Below are 17,576 nucleotides of genomic sequence, written 5' to 3'. Positions count from 1 at the left end.
CAGTCCGGACAAGGGTATGTCACTATTTATGTCATGAATTTGGCGGAGACTGAACGATGAAGCGAGTCGAACGCCTCCATGCCCTTTCCGAGATGTTGCGCCGCAGCGGCGCGCGGGGTATTTCCGCCGAACAGTTGGCCGGCGAGCTTGAGGTCTCCGTGCGCACCATCAAGAGAGACCTCGACGCGCTGGAGAACAGCGGCGCGCCCGTCTGGTCCCGCCCGGGTCCGGGCGGTGGCTACGGATTGGCTGTGGGCGGCTCCCTGCCGCCCGTCAGCCTGTCCCCGGCTCAGGCCGTGGCGCTCCTGGCAGCTGTTTCTGCTGCACCCGATGCCCCCTATGCCGACCTAGCAGCAACAGGGATCCAGAAGATCCTGGACGTCCTCGATCCCAAAACCCGGGCACGGGCCGACGAACTGGCCCACCGGGTCTGGGTCAACTCGCGGCCCTCCTATTCTCGCGCAATCAAGTCGGCGCTGGAGGAGGCAATGGACGAGCAGCGGGTGATCCGCATTCGCTACACATCGGGCGACGAGAGCACGACCACCCGCGACGTTGAGCCAGTGCTGTTCGCCTCCATGAACGGACAGTGGTACCTCGTTGGGTGGTGCCGACTGCGCAGCGCAATGCGATGGTTCACCGTATCGCGCATCGAGCGGGCCACAGTAACCAGGATGGCTTGCGGCGGCCATACCATCGACGAGATCGGAGAACCCCCAGCGGACGCCCGGCCGGTGCACGGCCGGGGTCAGGGAGCCCCTCGGTCAACGTCTCCGCTCGGTGCCCCTAGCCGTCCTTGAGCCGCTGGTAGGTCTCCAGCGCCCGGGCACGGGACTCGGGCAGGCCCACGATCGGCGCCGGGTAGCCCGCGGCCGCGCCGTCGGCCTTCCACGGTTCATGCACCGCCTTGTCGTCCAGCTTCGCCAGCTCCGGAACAAACTCCCGCAGGTAACGGCCGGCGGCGTCGAACTTCTTGCTCTGAGTGACCGGGTTGAAGATACGGAAGTACGGCGACGCGTCCGCACCCGAGCCGGCCACCCACTGCCAGTTGGCGGGGTTGCTCGCGGCATCCGCATCCACGAGGGTGTCCCAGAACCAAGCCTCACCCAGCCGCCAGTCGGCCAGCATGTTCTTGACCAGGAACGACGCCGCCGCCATCCGCACGCGGTTGTGCATCCAGCCCGTCTGCCACAGCTGGCGCATCCCCGCGTCCACCAGCGGATAGCCGGTGCGGCCCTGCTGCCAGGCCTCCAGCTCGGCGTCCGACGGCGTCTGCCAGGCGAACCGGTCAAATTCGGGGCGGTAGTTGCGGGTGGCCAACTGCGGGTTCTCGTAGAGCAGCTGCCAGCAGAATTCCCGCCAGCCTAATTCAGAACGGAAGACCCCGACGTCGGCGGGGGCGCCGTGCGGGAAGCGTTCCCGGAGCGCGTGCCAGACCCGGAACGGGCTGATTTCGCCGAAGCGCAGGTGGGGGGAAAGCCTGCTGGTGCCCTCCACGCCGGGGATGTCCCGTCCGGTGCCGTAGTCGGCCGCGGGCCCGTCCAGGAAGTCCGCCAGGCGGAGGTGGGCCCCTGCCTCGCCCGGGGTCCATTCCGCGGCAAGCCCGGCGCTCCAGTCCGGGCGGTGGGGGAGCAGGGCCCAGGCTTCCAGCGCCTCACCGGCGGGCAGTTCGCCGGAGCCGTTGTGCGCCGGCGCTGGAAGCTGGTCCGGGGCGTCCAAAGGGTGCCGGGGCTCAGGCGCGTCGAGGCAGGCCTTCCAGAACGGCGTGAAGACTTTGTAGGGTCCGCCGGAGCCGGTGCGCACCGTCCAGGGCTCGAACATGAGGTTGGCCTGGAAGCTTGTGGCGCTTATGTCCTGCCCGGCAGCCCACTCCTTGAGGCCGGAGTCTACGGCACGTTCGGGGCCGCCGTAGCGGCGGTTCCAGAGCAACCGGGTGGCGCCCGTTTCCTCTGCCACCTGACGGATGACCCGCTCTGCCGGTCCGCTGCGCAGTAGCAGGCGGGAACCGGCGGCCTCAAGGTCCGCGGCGAGGGACACCAGCGAGTGGTGCAACCACCACTTTGCGGCGCCGCCCAGGGGACGCACGCCCGGTGACACCTCGTCCAGCACGTAGACCACTGTGAGGGGGTCGCCCTGCGACGCGGCCTCCGCCACGGCGGGGTTGTCGTCGAGTCGGAGATCATCGCGGAGCCACACAAGGGTCGAAGACATTTCTCCACGCTACTGGATCGGCGGCAGCCCCGGCGTGTGTCCGGGTACAGCAAAGGCCGGACACCCGTCGGTGCCCGGCCCTGCTTTAAGCGCTAAAGCTTGTCGAAATCTGCTTCCTCCACCGTGCTGCTGGTGGTCGAACCGTTGCCGGCGCCGAGGGCCTGGTTGCGGCTGCCGGACTTGAGCGCTGCCAGGCGGGCCTCGATTTCGGTCTGTTCGCCGAGGTCTTCCAAGGAATTGAACTGGGCGTCCAGGCTGGAGGCCGCGAGTTCCTGCTGGCCGCGGACCTTGGCTTCCTCGCGGCGGATCTTCTCTTCGAAGCGGCCCACCTCGGACGTCGGATCCATGATGTCGATACTCTTGAGGGCATCGTGCACCTGGCTCTGCGCCGCGGCCGTCTTGGAGCGGGCCACGAGTTCGTTGCGCTTGCTGGTGAGCTCGTTGAGCTTGCCCTTCATCTGGTCCAGGCCGTGCTTGAGCTTGTCCACGACCTCGGACTGGGAGGCGATGCTCGGCTCTGCCGCCTTCGCCTCGTTTTCCGCTGTCATCTGGCGCTGCAGGGCCACCTTGGCGAGGTTGTCGAACTTCTCGGCGTCCACAGTGTCGCCGTTGGCGCGGTACTCGTCGGCCTTGCGGGAGGCGGCGAGGGCCTTGTTGCCCCAGTCCTGGGCGTTCTTGATGTCCTCGTTGTAGTCATCCTGGAGCATACGCAGGTTGCCGATGGTCTGGGCGACGGCCGATTCGGCCTCGGCGATGTTGTTCGTGTAGTCGCGGACCATCTGGTCCAGCATCTTCTGCGGATCCTCGGCCTGGTCCAGCAGGGAATTGATATTCGCCTTCGCCAACTGCGCCATACGGCCGAAAATGGACTGCTTAACCATGGTGTTGCCTTTCGTCCTACCCAGTGGTGGCCACTGGATTCGGTGAACAGTGAATGTACCGCTTCTACCCGCCGGCCGGATCGAGTCCGCCGGCGCCTAGTCTGTAACCGGCCGGCTAGAAACTTCCGGAGTCCCCGCCGCCGAAATCGCCGCCGCCGCCAAAGTCGCCGCCGCCTCCGCCCCAGCCGCCACCGGAATCGCCGCCGCCCCAGCCGCCACCGCCGCCCCAGCCGCCGCCTCCGCCGCCATGGAGGATGGAGTTGATCAGGATGCCGCCGAGGATGGCGCCGCCGAGGCCGCCGCCACCGCCGCCGCCGAACATCCCGCCGCGGCCGTACCCCTGGTTGGCGTAGCCGCCGAACTGGTCCACATCGGCCTGGGCCTGTTGCGCCGCCTGCGCGGCGAGCGAATGCGCCTGCTGGGCGTACTGCAGGGCCGTCACCGGGTCGGTGCGCGAGATGGACAGGGCATAGTCGAGGTTGCGCTGCGCCTCGGCGAGCCGGGTGCGCGCCTCGGTGCCCACGCCGCCGCGGCGGGCCGTGATGTAGTCCGAGGTGGCGCTGATCTGCGCCTGGGCGGACATGATGCTCTGCTGCAGCGAGGCCTGCGCCCGGCGGGCTTGTTCCTGCTGGTCGCGGATGCCAGTGAGGGCCGCATCGAGGGACTGGTGGGCACTCTCCACACGCGCCAGGGTGGCGATCGGGTCGATTTTGCCGCCCTGGATCTCAGCCTTGACCTGGGCCAGCGCGGCCTCCACCCCGGCCACGGGGCCGGCCAATTCCGGGTGCGCACCGGACTGGATCATCGCCCGCGCCTGGGCCAGGTCCTGGGAGGTGTCGACGACTGCGGTCTCCAGCCCGTTCCGGGCTTCGTCGAGGTTCGCCGCCACCTTGGTGATGGCGCCGAGCAACACGTTGGTCTGGTGCAGGCTCTCCTCCGCGGCCCGGACCGCGACGGCGGCGAGGCTGCCCTCGCCGGCGCTGAGCTTTTCCTGGGCGGTGGCGGAGGCGTTCTGGACAAAGGCCAGCCGCTCCTTGGCCTGGCCGATGTTGTCCGCCACCTGCGTCAAGGCGGTGTCCGCGTATTTCGCCCGGAGTCCGGTCAGGGACTCCTCGGCTGCGGCGATTTTGGTCTCGGCTTCCGTGGCGCCGGCGCCGACGGCGGCCAGCGCCTGCGGGGCATTCTTCTCCAGCTCCCGCAGGGAGTCGAAGTCCGCTTTCTGCTCCTGGAGGGAAGACAGCGCTGCCTCGGACCGGCGGATGATCTCGCCGAGCCAGGTCCGCTGCTGCTCCTCGGTGTCCGGGATGTGGTCGTCGAGCTGCTGCTGCAGTTTGAACGACTCGGACATGTGGGCCTTGGCGTCCTGCAGTGCCTTGGTAAAGTTCCCGACGGCGGCATCGCCGTACTGCGCCTGGGCGAAGCCAAGCTCCTGCTCGCTGGACTTGATGGCGTCGTCCGCCTCGATCAGCAGCGAGCCGCTCTTGCGGCGCAGTTCCTCGACGCTCAGTCCGGCCAGCGGGTCCAGGTCGGCACCCTGCGGGCCGTAGGCGCTGCCGCCACCCGCGGCTGCCTTCTTGCGCCGGTTGCGGAGGTAAAGGTAGGTTCCCACACCGCCGGCGGCCACGACGCCGAGGCCGACCAACACGCCGTTCCCGGCGTCGGCCCCCGACGGGACCGATCCGCTGCCGCCACCGGCCGCGTCGCCGACTGCGGCCGCGGTGTCGATCGCGGCCTGGGCAAAGTCACGCTTGCCCCCGGCCAGGTTGGCGACGATCGCATTCTGGCTGATGGCGCTGGTCTTGGAGTAGATGGCGCTGGCCGAGTTGGGGGAGAAGTAGTACTTGCCGTCGTCGGACATGGCGAGGATGACGTCGGCACGGCCCATGCCCTTCTTCGTGGCGACAGCCTGCGACCACGATTTCGGATCGGCCGGATTCTCGAACGTCTTCACGGTGACCACGTACAGGTTGTACTTGTGGTCCTTCAGGAGCTTCTGGACAGCGTCCTGGACCTCGCCCTTGCGGCTGCCCAGCACGTTGCCGCTGTCGACGATGTTCTGTCCGGAAGGGATGGCCACCGGGTCTTCGGCGAGCGCGGGAGCGGCGGGGAGGGCCAGCAGTCCGGCGACGCCGAGTACGGCGAGGAATCGTTTCATCATTGACCGCATGTGCAACCCTTCAGCACTTCTGTGACCGGATCGGGCCGAACCGGTCGTCTCAGAACGCAGCAGCGCCCCCACGCAGGTGTAAAGCCGCAGGTCGCTGTGGCAATTCCATTTGATTCTATGGTGCACCCCAGAGGGCGTCCACCGCGGGGAATATGCCACCAGCGAAACGCGCTGAACCCAGCGGGACGGCAATTCACAAGGCCCCCCTCCACGGGGTCAGCATTCAGGAACCTCCCAGCGAATGTTCGCGTTTGCACCAGTCTGGGCGAGCATACTTATCTGCAGACGAGGATGAAAGGAAGTCCCATGACTGAGAACCCAATGCAGGGCGCGTCACCGGATCCATCGATGAAGAACCGGGACCCGCTTGGGCCGGGCGAGGGTGCTGCCGCGGCTCCGCACGGCGCGCCCGCTGAGGACTCAGCCCCCGAGAACCCGACCATGAGGCTGGACCGGCCGGCGGACGACGCCCCCCGGCCCGTGTACCCGCCGCGTGCGCCGGCCTACGGCCAGCACTCAGACACCGACACCCAGCAGTTCGGTGCACAAGCGCCCCACTCTGACCCTGGCCAGCCCGGACATGCCCAGCCCGGCGCCCCCAACACCGCACCGTACGCCCACACCCCCGGCGCCTACGGCGGGTACGGCAACCAGCCGCCGACCGGCCCGGCGCCCCAGAACTCGTTCGGGCACCCGGGCAATGCCCCGAAGCGCAAGGCCGCCTTCGGCGTTCCCACCCTCGTCGCCAGCATCCTCGCCGCCGGCCTCGTGGGCGGCGGCGTCGTCGCCGGCAGCACCGCCCTGCTGGGGAACCGTCCGCTGGCTTCCACCGGCAGTACCGGCCAGCCCGGCACCGTGATCGTCAACAACAAGGACGACGTCAACGCCATCACCGCCGCGGCCGTAAAGGCCTCGCCCAGCGTCGTGACCATCAAGGCCACGAGCGGGAGCAATGGCGGAACCGGCTCCGGCATCGTCCTCGACGGGGAGGGGCACGTGCTGACCAATACGCACGTCGTCACCCTGGACGGCAAGACCGCCAAGGCCGCCGTCGAAGTCCGTACCAGCGATGGCAAGGTCTTCACGGCCAAGATCGTCGGCACCGACCCGCTCTCCGACCTCGCCGTGATCAAGATCGACAACCCGACCGGGCTGGTCCCGGCCACCCTCGGCGACTCGGGCAAGCTCAACGTCGGCGACACCGCCGTCGCGATCGGCTCGCCGCTGGGCCTGACCGGAACCGTCACCGACGGCATCGTCTCGACGCTCAACCGCACCATCAGCGTGGCGTCCTCGGCAGCACCCAAGGACGGCGCGGACAACTCGCAGGGCGGCGACCAGGGCTTCCAGTTCGCCCCTCCCGGCGGCGGACAGGCGCCGAGCACGGCCGACCAGGGCAGCATCTCGATCAACGTCATCCAGACCGACGCGGCGATCAACCCCGGCAACTCCGGCGGCGCGCTGGTCAACAGCAAGGGTGAAGTCATCGGCGTCAACGTCGCCATCGCCTCCGCCGGCGGAGACGCGAGCGGCAGCAGCGGCAACATCGGGGTCGGCTTCAGCATCCCGATCAACCACGCCAAGCGGGTGGCCCAGGAGATCATCAGCAACGGCAAGGCCAGCCACGGCCAGCTGGGCGTCAGCGTCAAGTCCAAGGCGGCGGGCAGTTCATCCTCCGGATTCTCGGTTGGAGCCGACGTGGCCACGGTCGAGCCGGGATCGGCCGCCGACAAGGCCGGGATCAAGGTGGGCGACGTCGTCACCAAGTTCCAGGACCTCTCCATCAACGATCCGAACCAGCTCACGGCCGCGGTGCGGGAGCAGGCCGCCGGCGCAAAGGTGAAGGTGACGGTCCTGCGGGGCGGCCAGACGAAGGAACTCGACGTGACCCTCGGGGCCGCGGCAGAGCAGTAACCGGCAGGGCAGTACCAGGCAGGGGTGCATCAGTGCACCACCAAAAGCGACGCCGGCCGGCACCTTGGGGGTGCCGGCCGGCAGTGCTTTGCCCGGCCGTTTCCTCCGTTCTTGGTGCGCACGCGCTGGTGCCGCGCCGTCTGGCCGGCAGGGCCCTGACACAGGCGTTAACCCGGACCGCGCCGACCCCGCGCTATATGGTTAGCTAGGAGAAACCGCGGCGCCCCCGGCCGCGCGCCCTGGCCACTGCCCCGCCCGGCTGGCCGCCCACCCGCATGGAAGGCTGCTGTAAACACAGTGGAAGAGACCCTGAAGATCATCGTGCTGGTCAAGCACGTACCGGACGCGCAGTTCGACCGCCACCTCAGCGGCGGGGACAACACGACCGACCGCTCCGAAAGCATCCTGTCGGAGCTGGACGAATACGCCCTCGAGGCCGCCCTGCAGCTGATCGAGGCCCGCGGCGGCGAGGCGGCCGGCAACAAGGTCATTGCCCTGAGCATGGGCCCGGCCGGTGCCGTCAACGCCGTCAAGAAGTCGCTCCAGATCGGTGCCACCGAAGGCGTCCACCTCAGCGACGACGCCCTCGCTGGCTCGGACGCGGCGGCGACCTCACTGGCACTGGCGGCCGCGATCCGGCACCTCGGCACCGATGTCCCCGCCGACCTGGTCCTGACCGGAATGGCCTCCACCGACGGCGAGACCTCCCTGGTTCCGGCCCAGTTGGCCGAGCGCCTCGGCCTGCCGCAGGTCACTTTCGCGTCCTCGCTTGAACTCGACGGCGGGAAGCTCACCGCCCGCCGCGACGGGGACTCGCATGCGGACACCGTGGAGGCCACCCTCCCGGCACTCGTCTCCGTGACCGACCAGATCAACGAACCCCGCTACCCGAATTTCAAGGGCATCATGGCGGCCAAGAAGAAGACCATCACCACCCTGAGCTTGGCCGACATCGGCGTCGATGCCTCCTCGGTGGGGCTGGCGGGGTCCTGGACCGCGGTCGAGACCGCAGAAGTCCGCCCGCCGCGGACCGCCGGCACCATCATCACCGACGAGGGCGACGCCGGCATCCAGCTGGTCGAGTTCCTGGCCGCGCAGAAGCTGCTCTAAGGGGAGAAACCGGACATGGCAAAAGTACTTGTATTCATTGACACTCCCGGGGCCGCGCTGAAGAAGTCCAGCCTCGAACTGCTTACCATCGCCCGCTCCCTGGGTGAGCCGGTGGTGGCCTTCAACGGCGAACTGCAGGACGACGTCGCCGCCGGCCTCGGCGCGTACGGCGCAGCGGAACTCTACGTCCCTGCCGCCGCGGATCTCAACGATTACCTCATCGGCCCGAAAGCCGCGTTCCTCGCCGCCGCCGCGGAGACCTCCGGGGCGACCGTCGTGCTTGCCGAGAACTCGGCCGAGGGCAAGGAGATCGCTGCGCGGCTGGGCATCAAGCTTGGCGCCGGCGTGATCACCGACGTCGTCGCGGTGGACCCGGACGGCACCGCGCACAAGTCGGTGCTCGCCGGCTCCTACACCACCACGGCGAAAGCCACCACCCCGGTGGCCGTCCTGACCGTCAAGTCGAACAGTGTCGAGCCGGAGCAGGCCGCCGCGGCGACCGCCCCCCAGCCCGTCACCGTGGAATTGCCGGCCGATGCCACCGCCGGAGCAGCGCGTGTCACCGCCCGGAACGAAAAGGCCGCCAGCGGCCGGCCCGAGCTCTCCGAGGCCCGGATCGTGGTGGCCGGCGGCCGCGGCATGGACGGCAACTTCGGACCCGTCGAGGACCTGGCAGACGCCCTGGGCGCAGCCGTCGGCGCGTCCCGCGCAGCCACGGACGCCGGCTGGATCGGCCACGACGCCCAGATCGGCCAGACCGGCAAAACCGTCTCGCCGCAGCTCTACATCTCGGCCGGCATCTCCGGAGCCATCCAGCAGAAGGCCGGCATGCAGACCGCCAAGGTGATCGTGGCCGTCAACAAGGATGCGGAGTCGCCGGTCTTCGAGATCGCCGACTTCGGCATCGTGGGCGACCTCTTCCAGGTGCTCCCGCAGGCCACCGAGGAAATCAAGAAGCGCAGGGCCGGCCATTGAGCACCAACGCCACCACGGCACAAAGCCCGTTCGATCCGGAGCACCACCGGATCGAGCGGGTGCTTTGTTTCACCGCCCACCCTGACGACGTCGATTTCGGCGCCGCGGGTACCATCGCCGCGTGGACCGCCGCCGGGGTCCAGGTCAGCTACTGCATCATGACCGACGGCGACGCCGGCGGCTTCGACCCGGCGCAGCGTGACGAAATCGTGCGGCTGCGGACGGAAGAGCAGCAGCGCGCCGCCGCGCTCGTGGGCGTCACCGACATCCATTACCTCCACCAGCGCGACGGCTATCTCGAGGCCTCGCACGAGGTCATGCGCGAGGTGGTGCGCCTGATCCGCAAGCTCCGTCCCGACGTCGTGCTTGCCATGCATCCCGAACGCAACTGGAACCGCATCCAGAAGAGCCACCCGGACCACCTGGCGGTGGGGGAGGCGGTGACCAGGGCGGTGTACCCGGCGCTGGAGAACCCCTTCGCCTACCCTGAGCTGGCCGACGCCGGCCTGGCGGCCTACAAGCTGCCCTGGCTCTGGCTCTTCGCCGGCCCGGAGGAACGCGAAAACCACTTTGTCGACGTCAGCGGGCACGTTGAGGCCAAGCTGGCCGCCATCCACATCCACGTCAGCCAGCACCCGGACGTCGAGGCCATGGAACGCACCGTCCGCGGCCTCATGCTGGCCACCGCGCAGCGCGGCGGGCTGGCCGACGGGCGCAGCGCCGAAGCCTTCCACGTCGTCGCCGTCAACGGCCCCGGCACCATCGCCGGTTTCTAGTGTTGCCCGCGCGGGACCGCTGCCATATGCTTGCCATTGTTTAAATCATATTTATTGATGGAAGGCAGACTTTAATGGCGAAGACTGCGCAGCACCCCGTTCTGGTCGTCATGGGCGTCTCGGGCTCGGGAAAATCCACCGTGGCCGGCCTGCTGGCCGGCCGGCTCGGCTGGGAGCTCGCCGAAGGCGACGACCTGCACCCCGCATCCAATGTGGCCAAAATGCACGCCGGACAGCCGCTGACGGACGAAGACCGCTGGCCTTGGCTGGACAGCATCGCCGCCTGGATCCGGGCGCACACTGAGGCCGGGACGCCCGGCGTCGTGACCTGCTCGGCCCTGAAGAAGCGGTACCGGGACGTGCTGCGCGGGGAGGGCGTCGTCTTTGTCTTCCTCGAGGGCAGCAAGGACCGGATTTCGGACCGGCTCGCCTCCCGGCACGGCCACTTCATGCCGCCCGCGCTGCTGGAGTCCCAGTTCGAGGCGCTGGAGGCGCCCACCGAGGACGAAAACTTCATGACCCTCTGTGTCGGCGCAACCCCTGCGGAAGAGGCGCAGGAAATCATTGACCGGCTCCACCTCGACGCCGCCGCCGACGCATCCGACGCCGGCACGCACTGACCGCGCGCCGGCCACCACCCTTCATTCCCAGCTAGGAACACGTTTTGAATTCTCTTGCAGCACTGCAGCTTCCGGCTGCCGTCGAGGCCTGGACCGGCCACGACACCCGACTCCTGGTAGTCGCCGCCGTCGGCATCGCACTCATCGTGGTGCTGATCGCCAAGTTCAAGCTCCACCCCTTCCTCGCCCTGGTGCTCGGCTCGGCGTTCGTCGGCCTGGCCTCCGGAGTGGAACTGGCCAAGATCATCACCAACTTCGAGGACGGAGTCGGCGGCGTCCTGAAGGAGGTCGGCCTGCTGATCGCCCTCGGCGCCATGCTCGGCAAGCTCCTGGCGGACTCCGGCGGGGCTAACCGGGTGGTGGACACACTCCTTGCCAAGGCCAGCGGCAACCGCGTGGTCTGGTCCATCACGCTCGTTGCGGTGATCATCGGCCTGCCGATGTTCTTCGAAATCGGCCTGGTGCTCCTGCTGCCGGTGATCGTCCTGGTCACGCAACGCTCCAGGATGCCGCTCATGCGCGTCGCGATCCCGGCCCTGGCCGGGCTGTCGGTGCTGCACGGCCTGGTGCCGCCGCACCCGGGACCCTTGATCGCGATCAGCGCCGTCAAGGCGGACCTCGGCACCACGCTCGCGCTCGGGCTCCTGGTCGCCATCCCCACCGTCATCATCTGCGGGCCGCTGTTTTCCAGACTCGCCGCCAGATGGGTTCCCGTGGGCGCTCCCGCCGTCGCGGGCGGCATCGACACCGAGCACGGGGCCGACCTGGAGGGCGTCAAGCGCCAGCCCAGCTTCCTGGTGACATTGCTGACCATCATCTTCCCCGTGGTGCTGATGCTGCTCAAGGCGGTCGTGGACATCATCTGGCCCGACGCCAAAACCGCGCCGTGGATCCGGGTCTTCTTCGACTTCGTCGGCCAGCCCCTGGTGGCAATGACCCTGGCCGTGCTGCTGGCCATCGGAACCTTCGGCTACGCCGTCGGCTTCACCGGCAACAAGATCACCGCCAAGATCGGCGCGAGCCTCGGCCCGATTGCCGCGATCCTGCTGATCGTCGGCGCCGGCGGCGGCTTCAAGCAGACACTGATCGGCGCCGGAGTCGGCGACGCGGTCAAGAAGTGGGCCGAGGGCGCCAACATGTCCGTGCTGGTGCTCGGCTTCCTCGTGGCGGTCGCGCTCCGCCTGGCGACCGGCTCTGCCACCGTGGCCACCGTGACGGCAGCCGGCATCGTTGCCCCGCTGGCCAGCTCGCTGTCCCCGACCCATGCGGCGCTGCTGGCCCTCGCGATCGGCGCCGGCTCGCTCTTCCTTTCGCACGTCAACGACGCCGGCTTCTGGCTGGTGAAGGAACTCTTCGGCCTCAGCGTCGGCCAGACGTTCAAGACCTGGTCCGTGATGGAAACGCTGATCTCCGTGGTGGGGTTCGGCTTCGTGATGCTGCTCTCGCTGGTCATCTAGCGGCGCACGGACAACACCACACCGGCACAACAAAGCCGCGCAGGCCCGATGGGGGTCCTGCGCGGCTTTGTTGTTGTTTGGACTTAGGCGCCCAGCGGGGCCGAGGCCACGGTCGGCATTGTGGGTGTCTTCGAGCCGCCCGCCGGCTCCACCGTGATGCCCAGGGCGGCGGCAGAGCCGATGCCCGTGACGACGGCCGGCTTGGACAGCGCTTCGGCGTCCATCAGGCCCTTGGAGACCGGGGCCGAGCCGTCCTTGGGGATCAGCCACATCTGGTAGACCTTGCCCGAGGGCGGGGCGGGCACACCGTTCATCTTCACCACGGCGGCGTCCTTGGAGGGCGAGAGCGTGAGCGAGGCCGTGCCGCCGCCGACCACGTCGATCGTCGCCTTGCGCACATCGCCGGCCTGCATCACCTGGTTGAGCGGGTCATTCTGGTTGGCGACATAGGCGCCCACGCCCACTCCGCCCACGGCGATCGCGGCTGCTGCGGCGACGCCGATCAGCCAGTTGCGGGTGCCCTGCGGCCGCCTCCGCTCCTCGCGGCGCTTGCGGGCGGCACCGAGTTCGTCCGTGACCGGAAGTTCGGCGTTGTCCCGAACCGGCCGGGCCACCACCGGGGCAACGGCGGGGGAGGTGCGCCCGCCAGCGGAAGTCCCGGCACCTTGGGCGGGAAGAGCCGAGACGATGCGGTCGAAGAGCCCCGCCGGCGGTTCCTCCTCCGCGCTGAAGCTCATGGCCAGCGTCTCGCGTGCCTGCCGGACGCGCAGTTCGAATTCGGCGCGCTCGGCCGGCGGGGCGTCGGCGAGGTAGCGGTCGACGGCGTCGCGTTCGGCGTCGTCTAGGGCGTGCAGCGCGTAGACCTCGGCGAGGTCGACGGCGCGGCCGGAGCTGAGGTCGCCGGCGATGTCGGCGGAGAAGCTGCCGGGCGTGCCCGCGCTGTCCTGGTGATTCATGTCGTTCATCTCAACTCACCCCCAAGCAGGTCTTCAGTCGGATTAGTCCGTCGCGGATGCGGGACTTGATGGTGGGAACGGCCGCGTTGAGTTTCTCGGCGACTTCCCGGTAGGTCAGGCCGCCGTAGTAGGCGAGCCGGACGGATTCCTGCTGCGTGTCGGTCAGCGTGTCCAGGCAGCGGACCACCGCTTCGGCTTCGAGTCGGCTGCCGACCTCATCGGAGACGGAGTCGTGGTCGATCTCCTGGCTGCTGGCGCCGTACCTGGACTCCCGGTCGGTGGACGACTGCGAGGAGCGGACCTTGTCCACGGCCCGGCGGTGCGAAATCGTCATCAGCCAGGCGAGCGGGCTGCCGACATCGGCGTTGAACTTCGCCGCGTTCTGCCAGACCTGCAGGAAAACCTCCTGGGTGGTGTCCTCGCTCAGCTCCGGGTCAATCAGGACCCGGCGGGCCATACCAAAAACGCGGCGCGAGGTGAGCTGGTAGAACTCGGCGAAAGCGGCCTGGTCCCCGTCGGCGATCTGCCCGAGCAGAACTGCCAGCCGGCGGTTCAGGTCGGCTGGGGCGCTGGGGGGAGCGGCGGCCTCGGGGTTCGGGGCATTCGGAGTGTCCATCGCCTTCAAGCATAAGGCGCCAGCCGCGGAACGCGGGCCAGGACGGGCTTCGACAGCGCCGTGGTTGCCCGCAGCCTGGGGGGCCGGGCGTCTATCCACCTGCATTGTGCTCACCTGCCGTTCCTCGCTCCCTTCGACGTTTAGCCTGGATGGTCTCTCAGAAGGCATTCGGAGCAGCGGCGGACCCGGATGGGCCGGACTTCGGGGTTCGTTCGCAGGCGGACGTTCTTGCCCGCACCGGTCGGCGGCGCCGCTAGAGCTTCGCTCCCGCGAAGCCGTGCTGGCGCCAGGCCTCGTAGACGGCGATCGACGCAGCATTGGCCAGGTTCAGCGAGCGCAGCGCCGGCAGCATCGGCAGCCGGACGCGGGACGTCACATGCGGGTCGTGCTTCAGTTCCTCGGACAGGCCCACGGATTCCCGGCCGAACATCAGCACGTCGCCGGGCAGGTAGCCGATGTCCGTGTAGGAGGTTTCACCGTCGGAGGTGAACGCAAAAACGCGCTCGGGTGCCAGCGCCTCCCAGGCGGCGTCGATGTCCGGGTGCACGGTGACGACGGCGAGGTCGTGGTAGTCCAGGCCGGCGCGGCGGAGCTTGGCGTCGGAAAAATCAAAACCCAGCGGTTCCACGAGGTGCAGTTCTGCCCCCGTGATGGCGGCCAGCCGGATGGCGTTGCCGGTGTTGCCGGGAATTTCGGGGCTGTGGAAGAGGATGCGGAACACGCTTCCATCCTAGCGAGCGGTCCGGGACGCTAGTGCATTCCGCGCAGCAGCCGGGCGAGCACCGGAACGTTCACCGTGTTTGGGGCCGGCCCGGAACTGAGGAACTGCTTGAGGCCGCGGGCCAGCCCGGCGGCGTTGACGACCTGCACAATCTCATGGCTGTCGCCCCGGTCCCGGGGGCGTCCGTGCCGGTCGATCACTGGTTCGTGCAGGTTGCCGTCGGTGCTGTGGACCACCGTCCAGCCGGTGACGTTGAGTTCGGGGAAGATGTCCTGCATCCTGCGCACCACGTGCGCCAGCTGCGGCGGGGCGATGGAACGGCCGCCGTGGTTCAGCGTGCTCCCGTTCCAGGCGTAGGCGCCCGGCGGCAGGAGCATCGAACCGATGACGGCCAGCCGGTAGCCGGAGAGCAGGACATGGTCAATATGGCTGTTGTCCGCCGGGGACTGCAGTCCGTTAACCAAGCGGGCGGCCGGTATGGCCGGCAGGATCTGCCGGGTGATCAGCTGGACCGTCCGCATTTCGCGCTGGATGCGTGCCTCAGCGCCGAAGAGTCCGCGTTTGCGGGGCATGCCGTGGACTTGCTGCCGGGCCACCGGCTCCGTGATCAGCGGCACCTCGCCGCTTGCCGCCACCTCCTCGAAGGAGGGCACGTAGACCGGGGCGTCCGCGGCGGTGTTCCGCGGCGTGTTGGGCCGGCGGACATGCGCGGAGGCCCGGCTCCCGGCCGCGGGCGCGTCGAAGTGCGCCCCTTCCTCGGCCGGGGCCGTCCGACTGGAAAATGCGGTGCCGCTGCCGTAGGAACGGTCGTAGTCGGCGCGGCGCTTGGCATCGATGAGGGTCTCGTAGGCCAGGGTCACCCGGCGGAAGGTAGCGGCGTCGCCGCCGTGGTCGGGGTGCGCCGTTCGGGCGGCCTTGCGGTAGGCCACCTTGATGTCCTTGTCCGTCGCCGTGACAGGGATCCTGAGGACCTGGTAATGCGAGCTGCTGCCCTGCGTCAAGCACGAATCCTTTGCGTCTGTGGAGCGGGTCCGGCCTGGACCCCCGGCGTGGCCAGTTTAACCGGCTGGGTGAATAACGAGCGCGCAGCCGTGGATGGTTCCCGGCGGCTGGCATAATTCAGCCCATGAAGATCGCCCTCGCCGTCAACCCGCGCGCCTCCTTTGGCCGCGGCCGGCATGCAGGCCGCGAAGCGGCGGAGTGTTTCCGCGCGGCCGGCGTGCAGGTCCATTTGTTGTGCGAGGACAGTTACGAGCTGCTGTCCCGGGCCGTGGACAAGGCGCTGGCCGACGGGGTGGACGCGCTGGTGGTGGCCGGTGGCGACGGCATGGTGCACCTTGGTGTGAATGCGCTCGCCGGATCAGGTGCCGCCTTCGGAGCGACCGCCCTGGGCATCATTCCGAGCGGCACGGGAAACGACATGGCCCGGGCGCTTGGGCTGCCGCGGCACAACGTCCCCGCGGCGGCCGCCCGGGTCCTCGCGGCGCTGCCCGCGGGTGGCCGGGTGATCGACGCGGGCCGGGTGCGCGCGGGCGACCGGACACACTGGTTTGCCGGCGTCGTGTCGGCTGGTTTCGATGCGGCTGTCAACGAGCGCGCCAACACCTGGCGGTGGCCGCGGGGCCGCGCCCGGTACAACCTGGCCATGCTGCGCGAGCTGGCCACCTTCGGCGCCATTGAGTACACCGTGACGGCCGACGGCGAACGCTGGCAGCAGGGGGCCATGCTGATTTCGGTGGCCAACGGGCAGTCAATCGGCGGCGGCATGAAGGTTGTGCCCGACGCCGCGCTCGACGACGGGTACCTCGACCTATTCATCGTCCGGCCGCTGTCCCGCGCGGGATTCCTGGCGGTGTTCCCCAAGGTGTTCTCCGGCAAGCACGTGGGCCACCCGGCCGTAGAGATCCGCCGGGTCCGGCGGGTCGAACTGGAGGCGCACGGCGTCGTCGCGTATGCGGACGGCGAGCGCATAGGGCCGTTGCCGCTGACCATCGACGTCGTCCCCGGCGCCCTCCGGGTGCTGGCATAGGCGCGGCAGTGGCAACGGCAAACCCGGGCCGGACTTGCCGCACCGTGCCGGCGCTGGCGGTCCTGATCCCTCGGCACCGACACCGGTCAGCAGCGCCGCCGGCCCCGCCACCCCGACCGTTACCCCCGGCCACGACGCCGAAGCCGTGGCGGCACGGGACCGGCTGGTCGCCCGGCAGGCAGGACGTGGCCGGCGCCAGCGAGTCCTGAAGTCCGACGGCTGCCTGGCCTCGGCCAAGACCGGGTCAACCAGTGGCCGCTCGTTGCCCCGGGCGATGACAAGGCGTCCACGGAAGCGCTGTTCCACTACCTCGACCCGAGCATCCTGCCGCCCTGCCTCACGAAAGACGCGCTGCGCTGGGGCGGTGAGGCGGACAAACCGGGTCCCCGGGTGGGGGTGCTCGTGCTCGAACGCGGCGACAAAGCCGAATCCCGGGCGGCCGCCAGCTACGCCCGGCTTTTCGCCAAGACCGGCTCGTCCGTCTACGTCTCCGTCTTCTGCCCGGACCGGGCCGCACTCGCGGCGGCCCGTGCCGACGTCGCCGCCCGGCTGTCCGTGCTGCCGCCGTCGTCCTGACCCCCTGCACCGGCGGTCCGGGGCGGACAGCCCAGGGCGGAGAGCCCGACGACGGCAGCCGAGGCTACCGGCCCCTGACCGGCGAGAGCCGGTTCAGGGCAATTGCCCCGACCAGCAGGCCGAAATCACGAAGCGCCACGTCGAAGTAGCTGCCCAGGACCAGCAGGTTGATGATGATGCCCAGCAGCCAGACGGCGACGAGCAGCGACCCGAAGCGGGGCCGGAGGGCTACCGCGAGGCCGGCGACAATTTCCACGACGCCAACGATGTACATCAACGTTTGCGCCGGCAGGGGGACCACCGACGTCGCCACGGGGGCGAGGTACATCGTCCAATGGGTGAGCAGGTTGGTGAACTTGTCCAGACCGAAGATGATCGGCGCCACCGTGAAAACCGTGCGCAGCAGCAGGAAGGCCTGCCGCTGGGCGCCGGCCGCGACGGCCGGGGATGGGGCTGCCAGTGTGGTTGAAGATTTCATCGTGCACTCCTTCTAAAAATGGATATCTTGATTTTAGAATGGAAGAGCAGGTTAAGCAATGAATCTTGTTTTTAGAGCTAGGGTGGATT

The 17,576-nt window shown here is 68.8% G+C and carries 17 protein-coding genes; 9 read left to right on the top strand and 8 right to left on the bottom strand.

The genetic code is table 11. The features are described 5' to 3' along the window. Positions 1–56 precede the first annotated feature (56 nt). Positions 57–800, top strand: coding sequence for a YafY family protein (locus tag FFF93_RS11575; protein ID WP_138768782.1), 744 nt, complete (start codon positions 57–59; stop codon positions 798–800). Here the strand turns inward: FFF93_RS11575 and FFF93_RS11570 are convergent. From FFF93_RS11570 to FFF93_RS11560, 3 genes are all read right to left on the bottom strand, one after another. Further along, positions 787–2,211, bottom strand: a complete 1,425-nt coding sequence (locus FFF93_RS11570; protein WP_138768783.1) for a deoxyribodipyrimidine photo-lyase — start codon at positions 2,209–2,211, stop codon at positions 787–789. The genes FFF93_RS11575 and FFF93_RS11570 overlap by 14 nt on opposite strands. 92 nt (positions 2,212–2,303) lie before the next feature. Next, on the bottom strand, positions 2,304–3,092 hold the full coding sequence (locus tag FFF93_RS11565) for a PspA/IM30 family protein (RefSeq protein ID WP_138768784.1): 789 nt from the start codon (positions 3,090–3,092) through the stop codon (positions 2,304–2,306). A 115-nt stretch (positions 3,093–3,207) separates the two neighbouring features. Continuing rightward, a complete protein-coding gene (locus FFF93_RS11560) occupies positions 3,208–5,259 on the bottom strand; it encodes a TPM domain-containing protein (RefSeq protein ID WP_186372149.1) in 2,052 nt (683 codons plus the stop codon). Between the two features lie 306 nt (positions 5,260–5,565). On the opposite strand from FFF93_RS11560, the gene FFF93_RS11555 reads away from it, so the two are divergent. The 6 genes from FFF93_RS11555 (at position 5,566) to FFF93_RS11530 (ending at position 12,111) form a co-directional block, all read left to right on the top strand. Further along, complete coding sequence (locus FFF93_RS11555; RefSeq protein ID WP_138768786.1) at positions 5,566–7,173, top strand: S1C family serine protease; 1,608 nt, start codon at positions 5,566–5,568, stop codon at positions 7,171–7,173. 309 nt (positions 7,174–7,482) lie between these two features. After that, the gene (locus FFF93_RS11550) at positions 7,483–8,283 is read left to right on the top strand and encodes an electron transfer flavoprotein subunit beta/FixA family protein (protein WP_138770406.1); all 801 of its coding nucleotides are present in this window, start codon (positions 7,483–7,485) and stop codon (positions 8,281–8,283) included. A 15-nt stretch (positions 8,284–8,298) separates the two neighbouring features. Beyond that, on the top strand, positions 8,299–9,258 hold the full coding sequence (locus FFF93_RS11545; RefSeq protein ID WP_138768787.1) for an electron transfer flavoprotein subunit alpha/FixB family protein: 960 nt from the start codon (positions 8,299–8,301) through the stop codon (positions 9,256–9,258). Continuing rightward, positions 9,255–10,034 (top strand): PIG-L deacetylase family protein, encoded by a 780-nt coding sequence (locus tag FFF93_RS11540; protein ID WP_138768788.1) that lies wholly within the window; start codon positions 9,255–9,257, stop codon positions 10,032–10,034. The genes FFF93_RS11545 and FFF93_RS11540 overlap by 4 nt, the downstream gene beginning before the upstream one ends. Before the next feature lie 74 nt (positions 10,035–10,108). Beyond that, on the top strand, positions 10,109–10,654 hold the full coding sequence (locus tag FFF93_RS11535; protein ID WP_138768789.1) for a gluconokinase: 546 nt from the start codon (positions 10,109–10,111) through the stop codon (positions 10,652–10,654). A gap of 44 nt (positions 10,655–10,698) precedes the next feature. Then, positions 10,699–12,111, top strand: a complete 1,413-nt coding sequence (locus tag FFF93_RS11530) for a GntP family permease (RefSeq protein WP_261375091.1) — start codon at positions 10,699–10,701, stop codon at positions 12,109–12,111. 83 nt (positions 12,112–12,194) lie between these two features. Here FFF93_RS11530 and FFF93_RS11525 read toward each other — a convergent pair whose 3' ends face one another. The 4 genes from FFF93_RS11525 to FFF93_RS11510 all read right to left on the bottom strand — a co-directional run bounded on the left by FFF93_RS11525 (position 12,195) and on the right by FFF93_RS11510 (position 15,405). Beyond that, on the bottom strand, positions 12,195–13,076 hold the full coding sequence (locus FFF93_RS11525; RefSeq protein WP_395858385.1) for an anti-sigma factor domain-containing protein: 882 nt from the start codon (positions 13,074–13,076) through the stop codon (positions 12,195–12,197). Between the two features lies 1 nt (position 13,077). Then, a complete protein-coding gene (gene sigK, locus FFF93_RS11520; protein WP_138768791.1) occupies positions 13,078–13,683 on the bottom strand; it encodes an ECF RNA polymerase sigma factor SigK in 606 nt (201 codons plus the stop codon). A gap of 253 nt (positions 13,684–13,936) precedes the next feature. Next, entirely contained in the window at positions 13,937–14,404 is a 468-nt protein-coding gene (locus FFF93_RS11515) for a tRNA (cytidine(34)-2'-O)-methyltransferase (protein ID WP_138768792.1), read from the bottom strand. Positions 14,405–14,433: 29 nt separating this feature from the next. After that, positions 14,434–15,405 carry a J domain-containing protein gene (locus FFF93_RS11510; protein WP_138768793.1) on the bottom strand — a complete coding sequence of 324 codons (972 nt, stop codon included), beginning with the start codon at positions 15,403–15,405 and terminating at the stop codon, positions 14,434–14,436. Positions 15,406–15,530: 125 nt separating this feature from the next. On the opposite strand from FFF93_RS11510, the gene FFF93_RS11505 reads away from it, so the two are divergent. Then, complete coding sequence (locus tag FFF93_RS11505; protein WP_138768794.1) at positions 15,531–16,433, top strand: diacylglycerol kinase family protein; 903 nt, start codon at positions 15,531–15,533, stop codon at positions 16,431–16,433. A 390-nt stretch (positions 16,434–16,823) separates the two neighbouring features. Beyond that, positions 16,824–17,009 carry a hypothetical protein gene (locus FFF93_RS17145; RefSeq protein WP_261375090.1) on the top strand — a complete coding sequence of 62 codons (186 nt, stop codon included), beginning with the start codon at positions 16,824–16,826 and terminating at the stop codon, positions 17,007–17,009. A gap of 64 nt (positions 17,010–17,073) precedes the next feature. Here FFF93_RS17145 and FFF93_RS11495 read toward each other — a convergent pair whose 3' ends face one another. Beyond that, entirely contained in the window at positions 17,074–17,487 is a 414-nt protein-coding gene (locus tag FFF93_RS11495; RefSeq protein ID WP_138768795.1) for a hypothetical protein, read from the bottom strand. Between the last annotated feature and the right edge of the window lie 89 nt (positions 17,488–17,576).

Source organism: Arthrobacter sp. KBS0702 (assembly GCF_005937985.2).
In the GTDB taxonomy this organism is placed as follows: domain Bacteria; phylum Actinomycetota; class Actinomycetes; order Actinomycetales; family Micrococcaceae; genus Arthrobacter.
Note: the sequence above shows the minus strand (reverse complement) of the source record. Positions and strands in the feature narration are given on the sequence as shown.

Coding starts and splice junctions, on each gene's coding strand:
- FFF93_RS11575 (WP_138768782.1), top strand. CDS start 57: ATGAAGCGAGTCGAACGCCTCCATGCCCTTTCCGAGATGTTGCGCCGC.
- FFF93_RS11570 (WP_138768783.1), bottom strand. CDS start 2,211: ATGTCTTCGACCCTTGTGTGGCTCCGCGATGATCTCCGACTCGACGAC.
- FFF93_RS11565 (WP_138768784.1), bottom strand. CDS start 3,092: ATGGTTAAGCAGTCCATTTTCGGCCGTATGGCGCAGTTGGCGAAGGCG.
- FFF93_RS11560 (WP_186372149.1), bottom strand. CDS start 5,259: ATGCGGTCAATGATGAAACGATTCCTCGCCGTACTCGGCGTCGCCGGA.
- FFF93_RS11555 (WP_138768786.1), top strand. CDS start 5,566: ATGACTGAGAACCCAATGCAGGGCGCGTCACCGGATCCATCGATGAAG.
- FFF93_RS11545 (WP_138768787.1), top strand. CDS start 8,299: ATGGCAAAAGTACTTGTATTCATTGACACTCCCGGGGCCGCGCTGAAG.
- FFF93_RS11535 (WP_138768789.1), top strand. CDS start 10,109: ATGGCGAAGACTGCGCAGCACCCCGTTCTGGTCGTCATGGGCGTCTCG.
- FFF93_RS11525 (WP_395858385.1), bottom strand. CDS start 13,076: ATGAACGACATGAATCACCAGGACAGCGCGGGCACGCCCGGCAGCTTC.
- sigK (WP_138768791.1), bottom strand. CDS start 13,683: ATGGACACTCCGAATGCCCCGAACCCCGAGGCCGCCGCTCCCCCCAGC.
- FFF93_RS11505 (WP_138768794.1), top strand. CDS start 15,531: ATGAAGATCGCCCTCGCCGTCAACCCGCGCGCCTCCTTTGGCCGCGGC.
- FFF93_RS11495 (WP_138768795.1), bottom strand. CDS start 17,487: ATGAAATCTTCAACCACACTGGCAGCCCCATCCCCGGCCGTCGCGGCC.